The sequence below is a fragment of the Halomonas ramblicola genome, from assembly GCF_030409215.1.
Taxonomy (GTDB): Bacteria; Pseudomonadota; Gammaproteobacteria; order Pseudomonadales; family Halomonadaceae; genus Halomonas; species Halomonas ramblicola.
Genome location: NZ_JAUFPL010000034.1, coordinates 444,896 through 462,312, shown reverse-complemented (window position 1 = coordinate 462,312; position 17,417 = coordinate 444,896). Strand labels below are relative to the sequence as shown.

Sequence of the window (17,417 nt, the reverse complement as noted above, 5' to 3'; positions counted from 1 at the left end):
ATTGGTCGGTGGCGGTGTGCCCGGGGGAGATCGGGGCGGCCGGCGGCCAGACACGAGAAACCGCCCATCAGGGGGCCTGATGGGCGGAGCGCAGTGGCTGGGGGAGGGCGTGTCGTCAGTTCATCTCGCCGGAGACGGCGGCGGAGCCTTCGGCCTCGGCGCCGCCTTCCACGGCGCTGGTGCCTTCCTCGACCCACTCCTCGCCGGTCTCCTGGCCGGATTCGAGGGTGTCGCTCACGCCATCCAGGGTCGACTGGGCGCGTTCGCTGGCCTCGGCCGAGGTCTCGTTACCGGCAGCGGTCACCGAGTCCTGGGCCGTGTCGACGCCGGCCTGCCCTTCCTGGTCGATGCGGATTCCGGCCTCCGCCTGGTCGTCGCCCCGGGCCTCGGCACCGAGTTCGCCTTGCTGGCCGGCCGCGCCGGCGGTATCGGCCTGGGCGGAGCCGCTGACTCCGGCTTCCACGCCTGCTCCGGCACTGGTGCCTGCGCCGGCTTCCGCTCCGGTGCCGGCGCCCACGCCGGCCTCTGCGCCGGTGTCGAGGGCCAGCAGGCTGCCGTCGGCCCGGGCATCGGTCGATACGTCGGCGCTGAGATCGGCATGGACGGGGGAGATGGCGAGTCCTGCGATGGCCAGCGTCATGCCGGCGGCGAATGTCCTGAATGTCATGGTGCCTCCTTTCTCGCTCGCCCCGATGGGTCGGGGCCGGCTGGATTCGGGTGACTCATCCTTGAGTCGCTCGTCGTAACGAGTGGCTTCCCGTCTGGCTAGTTGCCAAAGGCGTGCCACCTCATCACATATGCATTGTCGATCAGTGAGTTATGGGTGTCCGGTGTTTTCCGGCGGTGCTCGCTGCCCGGCCGGGGGCACGAAAACCGTCGCCAGGAGCCAACGCGATGGAGGCGGCCTCCGGGAGGCCCGCTTCTAGAGGGGGAGGCGAGCGTCTCTCTTTGGCGACGGTGGCCGGATGCGGCGGCCTCCTGGGCGGGAGCGGGTCGCGGATGAAAACTTAACAGGCTATCTTTTGTCGCACTGTGTACGAGGCCGATCCGTCTCCCTCTGGGACGGGACGCCAAGTCATCATCCGGTCAGGAGAATTCATGAGCCAAGATACCGCCTACACCCCGCCGAGGGTCTGGACCTGGGAGAAACCGAGTGGCGGCACCTTCGCCAGCATCAACCGGCCGGTGGCCGGCGCCACCCACGAGAAGGCGTTGCCGGTGGGCAAGCATCCCTTCCAGCTCTACTCGATGGGCACGCCCAACGGCGTGAAGGTCACGGTGATGTTCGAGGAGCTGCTGGCGCTGGGCTACAGGGACGCCGAGTACGACGCCTGGCTGATTCGCATCGGCGAGGGCGACCAGTTCGGCAGCGGCTTCGTCGAGATCAACCCCAACTCCAAGATCCCGGCGCTGATGGACCACGGCACCAAGCCGCCCACCCGGGTGTTCGAGTCCGGCGCCATCCTGCTCTATCTGGCCGAGCGCTTCGGCGAGTTCCTGCCAGGCAGCCTGGCCGGGCGCACCGAGACCCTGAACTGGCTGTTCTGGCAGATGGGCAGCGCGCCCTTCCTGGGCGGCGGCTTCGGCCACTTCTACGCCTACGCGCCCGAGAAGCTGGAGTACCCGATCGACCGCTACGCCATGGAGGCCAAGCGCCAACTCGACGTGCTCGACCGGCGCCTGGCCGAGACCCGCTTCCTGGCCGGTGACGCCTACACCATCGCCGACATCGCTAACTGGCCCTGGTACGGCCAGCTGGCGCTGGGGCGGCTCTACGACGCTGGCGAGTTCCTGCAGGTGCAGGAGTACGCGAACGTGCAGCGCTGGGCCCGCGAGATCGACGCCCGCCCGGCGGTGAGGCGCGGGCGCATGGTCAACCGCACCTTCGGGGATCCGGCGATGCAGCTCCACGAGCGCCACGACGCCAGCGACTTCGAGACGCAGACCCAGGACCGGCTCGAGGCTTAGTGGATGCCTTTTGACCTCGACAGGGTAGCGTGCTATCCAGAAAGGTCCACGGCTGCTGTCAATGTATCGCGGATCCTGCATTTAAATAGATGCTAATGGAATGCCTCTTAAGGTGAGCAGGGTGGCGATCTGCGAGCAGCACTCGCGAGACAAGGGAAGCGCCCGATATGCACGTCGCCACGCCATCGCCATGCCAGCTCCATGACCATGTCGCGCAGTTCTACGAGGACGAGGCCGCCCTGGCGGATCGGGTGACCGCCTTCCTCACCGCCGGGATCACGGCCGGCGAGCGGCTGTTGATGCTGTTGACGCCGGCGCGTCGCCGCGACGTCCTGGACCGGCTCGAGGCCTGGGGGCTGGACACGGCGGCGGCGGAGGCCAGCGGGCAGCTCGTGGTGCACGACGCCGAGACGCTGCTCGAGGCGATCATGGATGGCGACATGCCGGACGAGGCGCGCTTCAACCGCCACGTGCTTGCCGAGGTCGAGGCGGCCACGCCACGGCCCACCCGGGCCTTTGGCGAGCTGGTCGATGTGCTGTGCGCACGCGGGCAGTCGCGGGCGGCCGTGCGCCTGGAGGCCCTGTGGCATGCGGCCTGTGGGCGCCTGCCGCTGACGCTGCTGTGTGGCTATGCGCTGCACCACTTCCGCAAACCCGGCGGCAGCGAGGCCTTCGCCGCCGTCTGCGAGCTCCACTCATGGGTGGTGCCTGTGGGGGAGTTCAGCGCCCTGCCCCCCGCCTGCCAGCTGCGCGAGGTCGCTCGCCTGCAGCAGGAGGTGGTGCACCTGCGCCAGGAGCGCGAGCGCACCGAGCAGACCCTGGAGGCAGTACAGTCGCTGTGTAGCGAGGTGCTGGCGGAACTGGTCGACCGGACCCAGCACGACGGCCCGACCAATCACCGGTACGCCCAGCAGCGGCTGGTCGAGCAGCTCGACGATGAACCCGATCGCCTGGCGCTGCGGGCGGCCCTCTGCGAGGCGCTCCCGCGCGGCGAGTTCGAGCTCTACTTCCGGCCACGGATCTGTGCGGTCCGCGGTCAGGTGGTGGCGGTCTCGGCCCAGCCGCGCTGGTATTCGGCGTGCTTCGGGGTGATGGAGCCGTCACACTGGATGGCGGCCGTCGAGGCGGCCGGCCAGGTCGGGGCGATCAGCCGGTGGGTGCTCGATGGCGCCTGCGAGCACGCCCAGGCGTGGCTCGAGGCGGGAGTCGAGCTGCGTGTGGCGGTGCAGGTCGTCACCGCCGACCTGCTGGATGGCGAGTTCGCCGAGCGTGTCGCCGCCGCCCTGACGACGGGCGGCCTGCCCGGCGAGATGCTCGAACTCGAGCTGACCGAGGACGTGCTGATGCATGCTCCGGCGCGAGCGGAAACGACGCTCGCGCGGCTCAAGACGCTGGGCGTGCACCTGAGTGTCGCCGAGTTCGGCCGTGGCCACTCGATCCTCGGTCACCTCGACCGCTTCCCGGTGGATGCCATCAAGCTCCCCGCGTCCTTCGTCGAGGGCTGCCTCGACAGCCCCCACCACCAGGCGATCATCCGCTCGGTGGTGATGTTGGCCCACAGACTGGGCATCCGCGTCATCGCCAGCGGTGTGGCGACGCGCGGGCAGGCCGACTACCTGCGCGAGCAGGGCTGCGACTGCCTGGAGGGCCCACTGTGGTCGCGCATGGAGTACCGCGGGACCGCCGCCGACGAGGCGCGTGGTTCGCCGCCATGACGACACCCGATCCCCGGCAGTCATCCTCTGCATCTCGCCGACGGGGTGAGACGCCCGCACCGGAGAAGTGGCGGAAACCCTTCGGTGAACCGCCGCATCGGCAGTTCCTGATGTTCCTGTGGTTCGCGGTGGGCATCCTGCTGATCTTCCATTACCTCGATGCCACCGACCGCGAGGTGCAGGCCGATCTCACCTACTCCGAGTTCCTGGAGGCCGTGGACGCCGACCAGGTCGCGTCGGTCACACTGCGCGGCCAGTCGGTGGAGGGGCGCTTCAGCGAGGCGGGGCGCGAGGCCCGTGACGACAGCGAGGCCGAGACCTTTACGACCACGCGCCCCGACGTCGAGGGTGAGCGGCTGCTGGAGCGCCTGGAGGGCCAGGGCATCGAGATCATCGCCGAGCCGGTGGACCCGCCCTGGTGGCAGCGTGTGCTGATCGGGGCCCTGCCGTGGATCCTCATCCTCGGCCTGCTGTTCTGGTTCTGGAACCGCATGCAGCAGCGCATGATGTCGGGCGGCGGGCCGCTGGGCATGGGCAAGTCCCAGGCGCGCCAGATCACCAGCGAGCAGAGCCGGACGCGCCTCACCGACGTGGCCGGCTCCGAGAACGCCAAGCGCGAGGTCACCGAGGTGGTCGAGTTCCTCAAGGAGCCGGAACGCTTCCGCGCCCTGGGGGCGAAGATCCCCCGCGGCGTGCTGATGATGGGCCCGCCCGGCACCGGCAAGACGCTGATGGCCAGGGCGGTGGCCGGCGAGGCCGAGGTGCCCTTCTTCAGCATCAGCGGCTCGGAGTTCATCGAGATGTTCGTCGGGGTCGGTGCCTCGCGGGTGCGGGACCTCTTCAAGCAGGCCAAGGAGCAGGCGCCGGCGGTAATCTTCATCGACGAGGTCGACTCCATCGGCCGCGCCCGCGGCGCCGGCATGGGCGGCGGCCACGACGAGCGCGAGCAGACGCTCAACCAGATCCTCGCCGAACTGGATGGCTTCGAGGAGCACGAGTCGGTGGTGGTGCTGGCCGCCACCAACCGCCCCGACGTGCTCGACCCGGCGCTGCTGCGTCCGGGGCGCTTCGACCGCAAGGTGACCCTGGAGAACCCCCATCGCCAGGCGCGGTGCGACATCCTCGGGGTGCACACCCGCGAGATGCCGCTGGCCGACGACGTCGACCTGATGCGCCTGGCCGAGATCACCACCGGCTTCTCCGGCGCCGATCTCGCCAACCTCGCCAACGAGGCGGCGCTGCTGGCCGGGCGGCGCAGCCAGGAGCGCGTCGACTGGGCCTGCTTCTCCGATGCCCGTGATCGGCTGCTGCTCGGCGAGGCCAAGGACGTGGGGCTCTCGGAGAGCGAGCGCCACATCGTCGCCTACCACGAGTCGGGCCATGCGCTGCTCGCCTACCTGCTGCCCCACGCCGATCCGTTGGAGAAGGTGACGGTGCTGCCGCGCGGCCGTGCCCTGGGAGTGACCGCCCAGGTGCCGGACGAGGATCGCGTCAACTACGGCGAGTCCTACCTGCGCGATCGCATCACCGTGATGTATGGCGGCCGGCTGGCCGAGTCCCTGGTCTTCGGCGAGGTGTCGAGCGGCGCCGAGAACGACCTGGAACAGGCCACCAAGCTGGCGCGGCGCATGGTGGGGCGCTGGGGCATGAACCGCCGCATCGGCCCGGTGATGGCCTCCCACAGCCAGGAGCATGTCTTCCTCGGCCGCGAGATGGCCCAGCCGCGTGACTACAGTGAGAGCCTGGCCAGCCTCGTCGACGAGGAGGTCCGCCAGCTGCTCACCGACCTGGAGAGCCGCGGCCGCGAGCTGCTCGAACAACACCGCGAGGCGCTCGACGCCCTGGCCGCGGCGCTCGAGGCGCACGAGACGCTGGAGATCGAGGAGATCCGCGAGCTGCTCGACGGCCACGTCTCGACGCCGGCCTCCTCCCCATCGCGCCAATGACCTGGGCTGAATGCATGGTCTTGCCGTGTCGTCACCGCGGATTCCGCCTGCCCGGAAGCGACCGCGCCGGTCCCGCCTGCGGGTGATCTGCCTATACTGGGGGCACAGCGATAGCAACCGGGAGGTGTGCTATGGGCACTCGCCTGGCAAGAGGGATGTTGGCCGGCTTCGTGGCCACCCTGGTCATCTCGATGATCCTGATTCTGCGCCTGTCGGCGGGGATCATGCCTTGGTACAACCCCATCGAGATCATGAACCTGGCCGCCCAGGACCTGCTCGGCACGCCGGATGCCCGGCTGCTCGGCTGGGCGATCCATTTCGTGGTGGGTACCCTCGTCTGGGGGCTGCTCTTCGCGCTGCTGGTCGACCACCTGCCGGGTAGCAGTGACATGCGGCGTGGGCTGCTGTTCGGCCTGGTCGCCTGGCTGGTGGTGATGGTCACGGTCTTTCCCATGGCCGGCTCCGGCATGTTCGGCATGGGCTTCGGTCTGGTGGCGCCCCTGTCCACCCTGCTCGCGCACGTCGTGTTCGGGCTGGTGATCGGCGCCATGTACGGCCGGCTGCGACGCGTGTTCTAGCCGGAGGGACCAGCCGATGCACCTGGCAGCAACTCGCAGCGTCTGCGGCGCCATCGTGCTGCTGGTGGCCCTGGTCGTCGGGACCTCGGCCGCGGCGCAGGACGCCAGGGTACTGCTGGAGGGTGAGCGCGGGGACGCCACGCCGCCGCGCCCGGCCTTCGACGACGCCGAACATGCCGAGCGCCGTGCGAGGATGGTGCATGAGCAGATCGCCGACCGCGGGGTGAGCGACGAGGCGGTGCTCGAGGCCATGCGGCGGGTGCCGCGCCACCGCTTCGTGCCCGGGGTGTCGCCGGCGCGTGCCTATCGCGACTCGCCCCAGCCCATCGGCCACGGCCAGACGATCTCCCAGCCCTACATCGTCGCCTACATGACCGAGCGGTTGGCCCTGGAGGCCGACGATCGCGTGCTGGAGGTGGGCACCGGCTCCGCCTACCAGGCCGCCATCCTCGCCCAACTGGTCGACGAGGTGGTGAGCGTCGAGATCATCGAGGCGCTGGCGGAGAGTGCCGCCGGGCGCCTCGAGGCCTTGGGCTACCGCAACGTCAGCGTGCTGCACGGCGACGGCTACTATGGCCACGAGGCACGCGCCCCCTATGACGCCATCATCGTCACCGCCGCGGCGGGGCATGTGCCGCCGCCGCTGGTGGCGCAGCTGCGGTCCGGCGGCCGCATGGTGATCCCGGTGGGGCGCAGCGGCTGGACCCAGAACCTGCTGCTGGTGGAGAAGGACGCCGAGGGCGAGGTGAGCAGCCGCAACCTCGCCTCGGTGCGCTTCGTGCCGCTCACCGGGGACCACGGCACGCCATGAGGGCGGCGCCGGACCGGCTCGACCTGCTGGCCCTGGGCGGGGTGGCCGCGGCCCTGCTGGCGATGGAGGTGCTGCTGCTGCGGCTCTTCGAGTTCAGCCACTGGTACCACTTCGCGGGCCTGGCCATCTCGCTGGCGCTGCTTGGCCTGGGGGCGGCCGGCACCACCCTGGCGCTCGCCGGCCGCTACCGCTGCAGTCGCGGCGACGGCTGGTTCCTGGCGGGCCTGGGCATCACCGCCGCGGGCTTCCTGCTGGTGCTCGCCGTGCAGTCGCGCATCGCGCTGCGCCCACTGTTCGCCGGCTGGGACGGCGGCGAGCTGGCGCGCCTGCTGCTGGTGGACTTCGTCGCCTTCGTGCCCTTCTACGGCGCCGGCCTGGCGATCGGCCAGGTGTTCCTGCGCTGGCCCACGCAGACCCGGGCGCTGTATGCCGCCAACCTGCTGGGCAGCGGCGCGGGCAGCCTCGCCGCCGCGGCCCTGCTGGCGGTGGCACCGGCCACCACGGCCCTGGCGCTGGTCGCCGCCCTGCTCTTCGCCCTGGGCGGCGGGCTGGGGCTGGCCCGCCGCCGGCGAGGCGCGGCCGTCCTGAGCCTGGCGGGGCTGCTGCTGGCGCTGGGCACGGCCGTGCGCCCCCCCGAGCTGGCCGTGTCGGACTTCAAGGCGCTGGCCGAACTGCGCGAGCGCCCCGGGGTCGAGACCCTGGTCGTCGAGGCCGGCCTGGCCGGGCGGCTCACCCTGCTGCGCGCCGACAGCCTGCGCTTCGCCCCGGGGCTGAGCCTGGGCTGGACCGGGGCGGTGCCGGCGGTGGATGCGGCGGTGGTCGGCAGCGACCGGGTGGTGCCCCTGGCGCGCCGCTGGCCGGCCGGGGGGGAGCATGCCGAGGCCTCCCTGGCCGGATTGCCCCTGCGGCTGCGTCCCCAGGGCCGGGTGCTGGTGCTGGGCAGCGGCGCCTGGCAGACCCCGTCGCTCGCCGGGACGCGCCCGCTCACCTGGGTGGAGCCCGATGGCCGGCTCCTCGACCTCGCCCGGGCGCGCGGCGCCGGCGAGGAGGACATGACCCTGGTCGAGGAGGGCGCCTGGCGCTACCTGGTGCGGGCCCCGGACGCCCCCTATGCGCTGATCGCCGTCGACCTGGCCTGGGAGCCGGGCGATGCCGCCAGCGAGGCCTATGCGCTCACTGTGGAGGGGCTGGAGCTGGCCCTGTCGCGCCTGGAGAGCGACGGCCTACTGGCCCTGCCGCTGCCGCTCGACTATCCGCCGCGGCACTATCCGCGGCTGATGGCCACCCTGGAGCGCGCCCTGGCGCGGCAGGGCGAGGCGGCGCCGGGCGAGCGGGTGGCCGTGCTGCGTGGCCTTCAGGCGCTGCTGATCCTGGCCTCGCCGCAACCGCTGGGCGAGGCGGAGCGTGCCGCACTGCGCGACTTCGCCGGGCAGTGGCGCTTCGACCTCGCCTGGCTGCCGGGCCTCGAGCGCGCGGAGACCAATCGCTATCACCGCCTCGAGACGCCACTCTTCCACGACATCGCCCGGGCGCGCTTCGCCGGGGAGCCGCCGCCTCCGGCGGCACGCCTCTTCCACGCCGCTCCCGCCACCCTCGACCGTCCCTATGTGTGGCGCTCGCTGGCCTGGGGCGAGGCGCCGGGGCTGGTCCGCGAGCTGGGCGCGCGCGGCTGGAGCTACCTCGACTGGACGCTGCTCCTCGCCGCGGTGACCAGCATCGCCGTCGCCGTGCTGGCGTTCGTGCTGATCCTGCTGCCGCTGGGGCGGCTGCCGGCCATCGGTCGGCCCTTCGGCCGGCTCTCGGTGGCCGGCTACTTCACCGCCCTGGGCCTGGGCTACATCATCGTGGAGCTGGTGTTCTTCCAGCGCCTGATCCTCTACCTGGGCGAGCCGGTGAGCGCCGCGGCGCTGGTCTTCGCCACCTTCCTGGTCGGCTCCGGCCTGGGCAGCGCCATGACCCCGACCACCGCCAGCCGGGCGAGCCTGGTGCGGGTCTATGCCGCCGTGGCCGTCGGGCTGGCGCTGGCCCTGGTGCCCTTCCTGGCCGTGCGTTCGCTGAGCCTGCCCGATGCCGCGCCGCGTGCGGCGCTGCTGGTGGCGCTGCTGTTGCCGCTGGCCTGGGCCATGGGGCGCCCCTTCCCCTGGGCGTTGCGCCAGCTCGCCGGCGAGGATCGCTGGATCCCCTGGGCCTGGGGCATCAACGGCTTCGCCTCGGTGCTGGGCGCTTCGCTGGCGCCGCTGCTCGCCGTCCACCTGGGCCAGGGCGCCACCCTGGCGGCGGGCGCGCTCTGCTATACCGTGGCCTTCACCATCGCCGCTCACTGGCTGGCGCGTCGGGGGTGAGCTGCGCCTCCATCCGGTCGATGATGTCGCGGCTCAGCCGCTGCAGCAGAGGCCCGGCGGCCTGGCGCACCGTCTTCTCGGCCAAGCGGTTGGCCAGGTGGTACTCCAACCAGAGGTGGATGCGGGTGCCACCGGGGATGGGCGTCAGCCGGTACTCGCCGCGATTGGGCACGCCGCCGACCGAGCGCCAGGCGAAGCGCTCGGGTGGCTCGAACGCGGTGATCGCGATGTCGAACGTCAGCCGCAGGCCGGCGACGCGCACCCGCCAGCGGTAGCGACCGTCGTCCAGGCGTTCTATGGTGTCTATGACCTCGCTGTAGTCGGCGAACCTTTCGACCCGGCTCACCAGGGCGAACACCGCGTCGCGGCGGGCCGCGATCTCGGCCTCGTGTTCGATGACAGGCATGTGGGCCTCGCTTGCGCCGACACCTTCGACGACAGGGTTCAGGATGCACGCCATCTGGGGTGACGCTTCATACACTGGCCGCAGGCCGGGCGATGCAGCCGCGGTGCGGCCTCCCTTGACCCTAGCATCTCCCCCTGCCGCTCGGCAGGGGAGGGCCGGCGGGGACCGCGCCCCGTGAAGGTGCTGGTGATCCTCGGCCATCCCCGTGCCGACAGCCTGTGCGGCGCCCTGGCGGACGCCTTCGCCGAGGGGGCCCGCGCGGCCGGTGTGCAGCTGCGCCGACTCGACCTCGCGAGCCTCGATTTCGACCCGCACGTGCACCTGCCCTCGCCCAACGACCAACCGCTCGAGGCGGACCTGTGCCGCGCACGGGAGCTGATCCTGTGGGCGGATCACCTGGTGTTCGTCTATCCCACCTGGTGGGGCACGACGCCCGCGCTGCTCAAGGGGTTCCTCGATCGTCTCCTGGCGCCGGGCTTCGCGTTCCGTACCTGCGAGGGTGGCATCGGCTATGAGGGGCTGCTGGGCGGTCGCTCGGCCCAGCTCATCACCACCATGGACACCCCGCCGCTGATCCATCGGCTGCTCTACCGCCAGCCGGGTCGCAACGCCATGGCCCGGGCGACCCTGGGCTTCTGTGGCATTCGCCCGGTGCGCGCCCTGGCGTTCGGTTCGGTCAGGTCGGCCGATGCCCCTCGCCGCGAGACCTGGCTGGCACGCGCCCGCCGCCAGGGGCGGCAATTGGCGCGTGGCCGGGTCACCCCGGCGGAGCGTCTCTCGGACAAGGCCGGGGCCTGGCTGCGTGCGCTGCGCCTGCAGTTCTACCCCATGACCTGGGTAGCCTATGCGGTCGGGGCGCTTGCCGCCGCGGCGGACGGCCGCGTGTTCGGCAACCCGGTGTTCTGGATCGGTTATCTCGGCCTGTTCCTGCTGGAAGTGGCCACGGTGCTGGTCAACGAGGTGGTCGACCAGGGCAGCGACCGCCGCAACCGCTTCTTCAGTACCTTCACCGGCGGTTCGCGGGTGCTGGTGGAGGGCCGGCTCGGTCGGCGCGAGGTCGAGGCGGGGATCGTCCTGGTCCTGCTGGGCTTCTGCGCCACCACGGCCTGGTTGCTGGGCATGGTGCCGGCGGCGCTGCCGGCATTCGCCGTGCTCGTGGTGCTGGCGATCCTCGCCCTCGGCTACACCTCCCCGCCCCTGATGCTCAGCTATCGCGGCCTGGGCGAAGTCGACGTTGCCCTCACCCACAGCATCGGGGTAATGCTCTGTGGCTTCGTGTTCCTCGGCGGCAGCTGGCGCGACCCGTTGCCCTGGGCGCTGAGCCTGCCGCTGCTGCTGGCGATCCTGCCGTCCATCACGCTGTCGGGCATTCCCGACCGCGAGGCCGACGCCGCCGTGGGCAAGCGCACCCTGGCGGTGCGCCTGGGCACGCGGGGAGCACTCGGGGTGGCGCTGCTCTTCACGCTGTTGTCCGCCGCCACCGCGGTGGCCTGGGGACTCGCGGGGCTGGCGGTGGGGGCCTTCGCCGGCATCGGCTGGGTGGTCGTGCCCCATGCGGCGTGGCTGGCGTGGCGGTTGATCGGCCGACTGCGCGCGGATCACTCGCCTGCACGCATCGATGGCCTGATGGCGGTGTCGCTCGGCTATGTGCTGTGGTTCGGGCTGTGGCCGCTCTTCCGCCTGGCCGCCAGTTAGCGACGTGGCCATAGTCGCGCCGCCACGGCGACCGTGACGGCGAGCAGCGGCGGCCAGGCGGCCGGGCTGTCGAGCAGGTAGAGCGTGGCGGCACTGACCAGGCACCACAGGGCGGGGAGCGCCAGCAGCGCCCAGCCGAGCCGCGCCGGACGCAGCAGCGTCGCCACGCCCAGGGTGGCGATGGCCAGCGGATCGGGCGTCAGGCCGACCACCTCGGCGCCGGCCAGGCCGCGGCCGTGCAGCAGGGCGGTGAGGGGATGCAGCAGGACGGCATAGGCGACGAGCGCCAGGCCCGGCAGGTGCCGTGCACGCCGGCGCGACGCCAGCACGGGCGCGCCCCGCCACAGGCCCAGGGCGAGCAGCCCCAGCGCCTGGAGGGCGAACGGCGGCACCAGGTAGCGGATGCCCCAGTTGATGGGCGCGTAGCGTTGCCACAGGAAGGCCCAGGCGACGCAGGCCCAGCCCGCGGCGAGCAGCACCAGCACGCCGCGCAGCCGTGCCGGCCGCGGCCACAGCAGCGCCACCAGGGCGGCGGCACCCAGCGCCAGGGCGAGCAGTTGGGCCGGCCACAGCGCCTGGTTGTGCAGCACGAACAGCCGCTCGTAGACGCGCAGCGAGAACATCAGGAAGTCCTCGGGCCGGTAGCTCCACCACTCGCTCATCGCTCGTCCCGCTAGAGGTTGCGTACGTAATCGGCCATGCGCCGGCGCAGCTCGGCGTCGGGCAGCGGCTCGCGGGCCGCGGCCAGGTTCTCGCGCACGTGCTCGACCCGGGTGGTGGCGGGGATGGCGCAGCTCACGTCCGGGTGGGAGATGATGAACTTGAGGATGAACTGCGCCCAGTTGCCGGCACCGATCTCGGCGGCCCAGTCGGGCAGCGGCTCGCCCTCCAGGCGTCGGATCAGGCGCTTCTGCTGGAAGGGGCGGTTGGCGATCACCCCGATGCCGCGCTCCCGGGCCAGCGGCAGCAGGCGCGCCTCGGCCTCGCGGTCGACGATGTTGTAGGTGAGCTGCACGAAGTCGATGTTGGCCTCGCGCATGATGCGTTCGATGGCGTCGTGGCGCCGGCCGTGGGAGGTGGTGATGCCGACGTGGCGCACCTCGCCGGCGGCCTTCATCGCCTGCAGGGTTTCCAGGTTCTCCTCCCAGGCCACCAGGTTGTGCACCTGCAGCAGGTCGAAGCGTGGCAGGCCCCAGTCGCGTCGCGAGGCCGCGGCCTGTGCCGGGCCCTCGGCGGGGCTCGAGGTCCAGATCTTGTCCGCGGCGTAGACTTGCTCGGCGGCGTCCAGCTCGGCGAGCCCGTGGCCGATGGTCGCCTGGGAGGAGCCGTACATCGGCGAGGAGTCGATCATCCGCCCGCCGCCGGCGAAGAAGGCTTCCATTACCGCCGTGCACTCCTCGAGCAGCACGGGGTCATCGCCGACATTGAAGGTGATCCAGCTGCCCAGCCCCACCAGCGGCAGGGTTTCGCTGGTGGCGGGCACCATGCGGGTCAGGATGCCGTCGGCCGCGCCGCGCGCGGCGAACGGCGGCAGGGTGGCGCCGGCGGCCAGGGCCAGCAGGCCGCCGAGCAGGCTGCGGCGCGACAGGGGACGGGGTTGCGGGAACATGGGCGCTCCTGAGCGGCTTGCTGTGAGCAGTGTAGACGCCCCGCGCCACGCCCATGGCGTCGTACCGGGCGGGTGGCGATGTCCGCGGAAGGCCGTACCCGGCTGGCGGCCGGATCAGCGCAGCGTCACTTCGGCCAGCGCGGCGGTGAGGCGCTCGAGCAGCTGGCCGCTGTGGCGCCAGAAGTGCCAGTAGAGCGGCACCTCCAGGGCCTGACCGGGGGCGATGCTGGCCAGCTCACCGGCCGCCACCCGCTCGCTGACCTGCATCAACGGCAGCATGCCGTAGCCCATGCCGGCGACGGCCAGGCGCACGAAGCCCTCGGAGGCGGGGCACAGGTGGTAGGGAAAGGGGCCGCGGTAGCCGCACTGGGCGAGGAAACGGTGCTGCAGCTGGTCGTGGGGGCCGTAGACGATGGCCGGCGCCCGGTGGAAGGCCGCGTGGCTCGGGCCGTGCGGGAAGTGGCGCTCGCGGTAGGCCGGGGTGGCCAGCGCGTGATAGGTCATGCGACCCAGCGGCAGGCAACGCGCGCCGGCGATCGGCTGGGGGCTGGCGCACAGGCAGGCGGCCACGTCACCGTCGCGCAGGCGTCTCAGGCCCACGTCCTGGTCCTCCACCACCAGGTCGAGCAGCAGGCCCTCCTCCCGACACAGCGCCCCCACGGTGTCGGCCCACCAGGTCACCAGGCTGTCGGCGTTGAGCGCGATGCGCAGCCGCGGCGAGGCGCTGTCCAGGGTGGGCAGCGCCTGGCGCAGGTCGCGTTCCAGCAGCCGCACCTGCTGGGCGTGGTTGAGCAGGCGCTGTCCGGCGGGCGTGGGGGCGAGCGTCGGGGTGCGCACCAGCACCGGCTGGCCCAGGCGGATCTCCAGGGCCTTGATGCGCTGGGAGATCGCCGACTGGGAGAGCCCCAGCGCTGCGCCGGCCCGCTCGAAGCCGCCGCACTCGATCACCGCGGCCAGCGCCTCGAGCAGCTTGTAGTCCAGCATGGCACCGGCCTCCTGCGGGAATCCGCCCCTAGGATAAGCAAAACTGATCTGACATTAACAGGATGATTTTCCTGCATGGCTGCCGCACCGCTACGCTGGCCGCCATTCCATTCAGTTTTCACAGATCGGCGTGAAACCGCTTTGTAGGAGGCCAATTCATTGGGCGATGGAGGCCGAAGGCCTTCCGGGGATGAACAGCCAAGTGGCGATATCTCTACCGGGGCGCCTGACGGCGCCAATCGCGCAGCATAGCTGCCCTCCTACCGACAAGCGTGACGCCAGAATGCGATGAACCTTCCATCCATGGCAGGAGAACGGGGACATGCTGGAGAGCTACCTGACGGGGTTGGTGGTGTGCGGGGGCATCATCGTGGCGATCGGGGCGCAGAACGCCTACGTGCTGGGCCAGGCGACGCGGCGCGAGCACCACTGGTGGTCCGCCGGGCTGTGCATGCTCGGCGACCTGCTGCTGATCGGCGCCGGGATGTTCGGCATCAGTGCGCTGCTGCTGGCCGTGCCGGCCATGCTCGAGGCGCTGCGCTGGGCAGGGGTGGCCTTCCTCGGCTGGCTGGCGCTGCAGGGGCTGCGGCGTGCGTTGACGGGGCAGGGCGGGCTGGACGTTGTTGCCGGCGAGGGCCGTGGCCTCGGGCGGGTGCTGCTGGCCACCCTGGCGGTGACCCTGCTCAACCCCCAGGTCTATCTGGATACCCTGCTGCTGATTCCCTCGGTGGGGGCCCAGCAGCAGAGCGCCTCCGCCTTCGTGGCGGGGGCGGTGACGGCGTCGGTGCTGTGGTTCAGCCTGCTGGCCTGGGGCGGTGCGGCCCTGTCGCCCTGGCTGTCGCGGCCGGGCGCCTGGCGGCTGATCGACGGGGCCATCGGGGTGATGATGGCCGTCATCGCGCTGCAACTGGCCACCGGCGGCATGACCGCCGAGGCCGTGGCCGGGGTCAGTTGACCTGGGTGACCATCACCGGGGCCACGCCGCGGTGGAGCATGCCCAGGTGGCGGGCGGCGCGCTTGGAGAGATCGATGATGCGGCCCTTGACGAAGGGGCCGCGGTCGTTGATCACCACCTCCACCTCCTGGCCGGTGTCGGGGCGGGTGACCAGCACGGTGGTGCCCAGTGGCAGGTGACGATGGGCGGCGGTCAGACGGTTCTGGTCGAAGGGCTGGCCACTGGCGGTGGTGCGGCCCTGGAACTTGTCGCTGTAGAAGGAGGCCATGCCCTCCTGAGTCTCGGCGCTGGTGTCGTGGGCCTGGACGCTGGCCACAGTGCCGAGGGTCAGGAAGCCTGCCATCAGGCAGGTCAGGAACAGTCGCGATCGGGTTCCCATCGGAGGTACCTCACGGTTCTCGCTGCAGCGGTTGGCGCGTGCATCGATGCAATGCGGGCCGGGGCCCAGGGGGTGGTCGGCATAGTAACCGGCTCCGCGCACGCGGGCAACCCTTCGCGAAGATCGGCGACGTTGCCTGCATGATCGTGACATTCTTATGTAAGGCCGCCCTTCAGGGGCCGATGGTGAGCCGGTTGCCCTCGATCCGTCCGGTCGCGCCGTAGCGCCAGGGGCGGTTGTGCAGGCCGTGGCCGACGGGCAGGCCGGCGTACAGCGGCAGTCCCAGCGGTGCCAGGGTCTCGGCGACGATCGCCTCCAGCGGGGTGTCGCCGTAGGGGGTACAGCCCTCGAAGGTGCCCAGGCAGACCGCGGCGGCGCGCGCCAGGGCACCGGCGTGCACCAGCTGCCAGAGGGCGCGCTCCAGGCGATAGTAGGGGTCGCCGACGTCCTCCAGGATCACCAGGGCGCCGGGCGGCGCCGTGAAGGCCGCGGGGGTGCCGACCAGACTGGCCAGGGTGGCGAGGTTGCCGCCCACCACCGGCCCCTGCAGGCGGGTCGGCGCCTCGCCGTGGGGCTCGAGGGGGTAGTCCAGCGGCGTCGGCCCCTCGATCAGCGCCAGGGTTTCCTTCAACTGGCGGCGGAGGATCGCCTGCGCCGCCGCGTCGCCGTCCAGCAGGCCGCCGGCGGCCTTGACCACCGGGCCGTGGATGGCCGGCAGGCCGTGGCGGTGGCACTGGTGGAGCAGGGCGGTGACGTCGGAGTAGCCGATCAAGGGCTTGGGGTGCCGACCCAGCCGTGCCCAGTCGATGGCGTCCACCAGCTGGGCGGCGCCGTAGCCGCCGCGTACCGCCCAGACCGCCCGGGTCTCGGGATCTGCGTAGGCGGCATGGAGCTGGGCCAGGCGCCAGTCGCGGGAGCCGGCCAGGTAGCGGTCCGGTCGCTGCAACGGCTGGGGTTGGCGCACCGTCACGCCGAGGGCTTCCAGGCCGCGGATGCCGCGCTCCACGGCATCCGGGGCGGTGAAGGAGGAAGGCGCGATCAGGCTGATGGCGAGTGGCATGCGTCACGACCCTGTGGCGAGCGGGAGCCACAAGGATGCCATGGTCGTGGGCGTGCGTCAGTCGCCGGAGACGTCCAGGCCGCGGGCGATGAGGTCGTCGGCCACGGCACGCGAAGCCTGGGTGAACTCGATGCGGGCGGCGCCCAGGGCGGCGAGGTCCCGGGAGCCGGTATCGCGCTCGAGGCGGTCGAGCCGCGCCTTGGCCCGGGCCAGGCGACGCGCGAGGCTACCGTCGAAGCCGAGACAGGCGGCGGGGAGGTGGGGAGCGGTGAGATGCTGGTCTACCAGGTCGGGGGAGGGAACAGAGCAGTCAGGCATGGCGTCCATGAGGGCAGTCTTCTCGGGCGTGGCGCTCCGACGAAATCGGGAGCAAGGCGAGACCTTCAATCATATCAATAGAACCGTATTGCCTGATGTGTCAAAGGCGATCTCGGGTAGGCCGTTGCCTTCGGCCTTTGCGGGTTATCGGCCATGTGCCGTCGGGCGGCCGGAAACGAAAACGCCCCCTGCGACGCAGTCGCAGGGGGCGTGGGCAGGGCGGATGGCGTCTCGCCCTCAGTACTTCGCGTTACCTTCTTCCTCGAACAGCTCCGCCTTGGCGTCGCGCATGATGTCCTCGCAGGCGGCCTGGTGGGCGAGTTGGGTGAGCAGGTTCTGGGTCACGGCGAAACCCTTGCCGAGACAGGTGTCCATGTCCTCCTGGCTCACCTCCGGGGTCACGTCACAGTCGATCTTCAGCGTCCTGCCGTTGCCCTCCAGCCGGTCGGCGAATTCCCGTAATCGCCAGGCGATCCGCTCCTTCCAGCCGGCCGATTCATCCGCGCCTTCGTTTACGCTAAACGTGCACCGCCATTCAGGTTTGTAGACCTTCATGCGAACCTCCGTGCTGGCTTGGATTGGATGATCGATCGTGTATTCTGCTCCTTGGTCATCGGTACCGCGCCATCAGCATACCGGATCCGCGCCGCG

The 17,417-nt window shown here is 71.2% G+C and carries 17 protein-coding genes; 8 read left to right on the top strand and 9 right to left on the bottom strand.

What is annotated here, in order from left to right:
• Positions 1-115 precede the first annotated feature (115 nt).
• Positions 116-667 (bottom strand): hypothetical protein, encoded by a 552-nt coding sequence (locus QWY80_RS19230; RefSeq protein ID WP_290235413.1) that lies wholly within the window; start codon positions 665-667, stop codon positions 116-118.
• 431 nt (positions 668-1,098) lie between these two features.
• On the opposite strand from QWY80_RS19230, the gene yghU reads away from it, so the two are divergent.
• From yghU to QWY80_RS19200, 6 genes are all read left to right on the top strand, one after another.
• Positions 1,099-1,968 carry a glutathione-dependent disulfide-bond oxidoreductase gene (yghU, locus tag QWY80_RS19225; RefSeq protein ID WP_290235411.1) on the top strand — a complete coding sequence of 290 codons (870 nt, stop codon included), beginning with the start codon at positions 1,099-1,101 and terminating at the stop codon, positions 1,966-1,968.
• A 167-nt stretch (positions 1,969-2,135) separates the two neighbouring features.
• Complete coding sequence (locus QWY80_RS19220; RefSeq protein ID WP_290235408.1) at positions 2,136-3,683, top strand: EAL domain-containing protein; 1,548 nt, start codon at positions 2,136-2,138, stop codon at positions 3,681-3,683.
• A gap of 110 nt (positions 3,684-3,793) precedes the next feature.
• A complete protein-coding gene (ftsH, locus tag QWY80_RS19215) occupies positions 3,794-5,629 on the top strand; it encodes an ATP-dependent zinc metalloprotease FtsH (protein ID WP_290235405.1) in 1,836 nt (611 codons plus the stop codon).
• Positions 5,630-5,760: 131 nt separating this feature from the next.
• Positions 5,761-6,207 (top strand): DUF6789 family protein, encoded by a 447-nt coding sequence (locus tag QWY80_RS19210; protein ID WP_290235401.1) that lies wholly within the window; start codon positions 5,761-5,763, stop codon positions 6,205-6,207.
• 16 nt (positions 6,208-6,223) lie between these two features.
• Positions 6,224-7,018 (top strand): protein-L-isoaspartate(D-aspartate) O-methyltransferase, encoded by a 795-nt coding sequence (locus QWY80_RS19205; RefSeq protein ID WP_290235398.1) that lies wholly within the window; start codon positions 6,224-6,226, stop codon positions 7,016-7,018.
• A complete protein-coding gene (locus tag QWY80_RS19200; RefSeq protein WP_290235396.1) occupies positions 7,015-9,360 on the top strand; it encodes a hypothetical protein in 2,346 nt (781 codons plus the stop codon). Before QWY80_RS19205 ends, QWY80_RS19200 begins: the two co-directional genes overlap by 4 nt.
• Here the strand turns inward: QWY80_RS19200 and QWY80_RS19195 are convergent.
• Positions 9,323-9,766, bottom strand: coding sequence for an SRPBCC family protein (locus tag QWY80_RS19195; protein ID WP_290235392.1), 444 nt, complete (start codon positions 9,764-9,766; stop codon positions 9,323-9,325). The two genes, QWY80_RS19200 and QWY80_RS19195, sit on opposite strands and share 38 nt — an antisense overlap.
• 174 nt (positions 9,767-9,940) lie before the next feature.
• On the opposite strand from QWY80_RS19195, the gene QWY80_RS19190 reads away from it, so the two are divergent.
• Positions 9,941-11,461 carry an NAD(P)H-dependent oxidoreductase gene (locus QWY80_RS19190; RefSeq protein WP_290235389.1) on the top strand — a complete coding sequence of 507 codons (1,521 nt, stop codon included), beginning with the start codon at positions 9,941-9,943 and terminating at the stop codon, positions 11,459-11,461.
• Here the strand turns inward: QWY80_RS19190 and QWY80_RS19185 are convergent.
• The 3 genes from QWY80_RS19185 to QWY80_RS19175 form a co-directional block, all read right to left on the bottom strand.
• The gene (locus QWY80_RS19185) at positions 11,458-12,123 is read right to left on the bottom strand and encodes a DUF6064 family protein (RefSeq protein ID WP_290235386.1); all 666 of its coding nucleotides are present in this window, start codon (positions 12,121-12,123) and stop codon (positions 11,458-11,460) included. The genes QWY80_RS19190 and QWY80_RS19185 overlap by 4 nt on opposite strands.
• 11 nt (positions 12,124-12,134) lie before the next feature.
• Positions 12,135-13,070, bottom strand: a complete 936-nt coding sequence (locus QWY80_RS19180; protein WP_290235382.1) for an aldo/keto reductase — start codon at positions 13,068-13,070, stop codon at positions 12,135-12,137.
• A gap of 114 nt (positions 13,071-13,184) precedes the next feature.
• Positions 13,185-14,054, bottom strand: coding sequence for a LysR family transcriptional regulator ArgP (locus QWY80_RS19175; protein ID WP_290235379.1), 870 nt, complete (start codon positions 14,052-14,054; stop codon positions 13,185-13,187).
• A gap of 322 nt (positions 14,055-14,376) precedes the next feature.
• Here QWY80_RS19175 and QWY80_RS19170 point away from each other — a divergent pair, with 322 nt between their 5' ends.
• The gene (locus QWY80_RS19170) at positions 14,377-15,009 is read left to right on the top strand and encodes a LysE/ArgO family amino acid transporter (RefSeq protein WP_290235377.1); all 633 of its coding nucleotides are present in this window, start codon (positions 14,377-14,379) and stop codon (positions 15,007-15,009) included.
• On the opposite strand, the gene QWY80_RS19165 is transcribed toward QWY80_RS19170, so the two are convergent.
• The 4 genes from QWY80_RS19165 to QWY80_RS19150 form a co-directional block, all read right to left on the bottom strand.
• Positions 15,002-15,388, bottom strand: coding sequence for a septal ring lytic transglycosylase RlpA family protein (locus QWY80_RS19165; RefSeq protein ID WP_435389392.1), 387 nt, complete (start codon positions 15,386-15,388; stop codon positions 15,002-15,004). The genes QWY80_RS19170 and QWY80_RS19165 overlap by 8 nt on opposite strands.
• Positions 15,389-15,560: 172 nt before the next feature.
• Positions 15,561-16,448 carry an LD-carboxypeptidase gene (locus QWY80_RS19160; RefSeq protein ID WP_290235374.1) on the bottom strand — a complete coding sequence of 296 codons (888 nt, stop codon included), beginning with the start codon at positions 16,446-16,448 and terminating at the stop codon, positions 15,561-15,563.
• Between the two features lie 57 nt (positions 16,449-16,505).
• Positions 16,506-16,766 (bottom strand): hypothetical protein, encoded by a 261-nt coding sequence (locus QWY80_RS19155; protein ID WP_290235371.1) that lies wholly within the window; start codon positions 16,764-16,766, stop codon positions 16,506-16,508.
• Between the two features lie 237 nt (positions 16,767-17,003).
• Positions 17,004-17,321, bottom strand: a complete 318-nt coding sequence (locus tag QWY80_RS19150; RefSeq protein WP_290235368.1) for a hypothetical protein — start codon at positions 17,319-17,321, stop codon at positions 17,004-17,006.
• Positions 17,322-17,417: the final 96 nt, after the last annotated feature.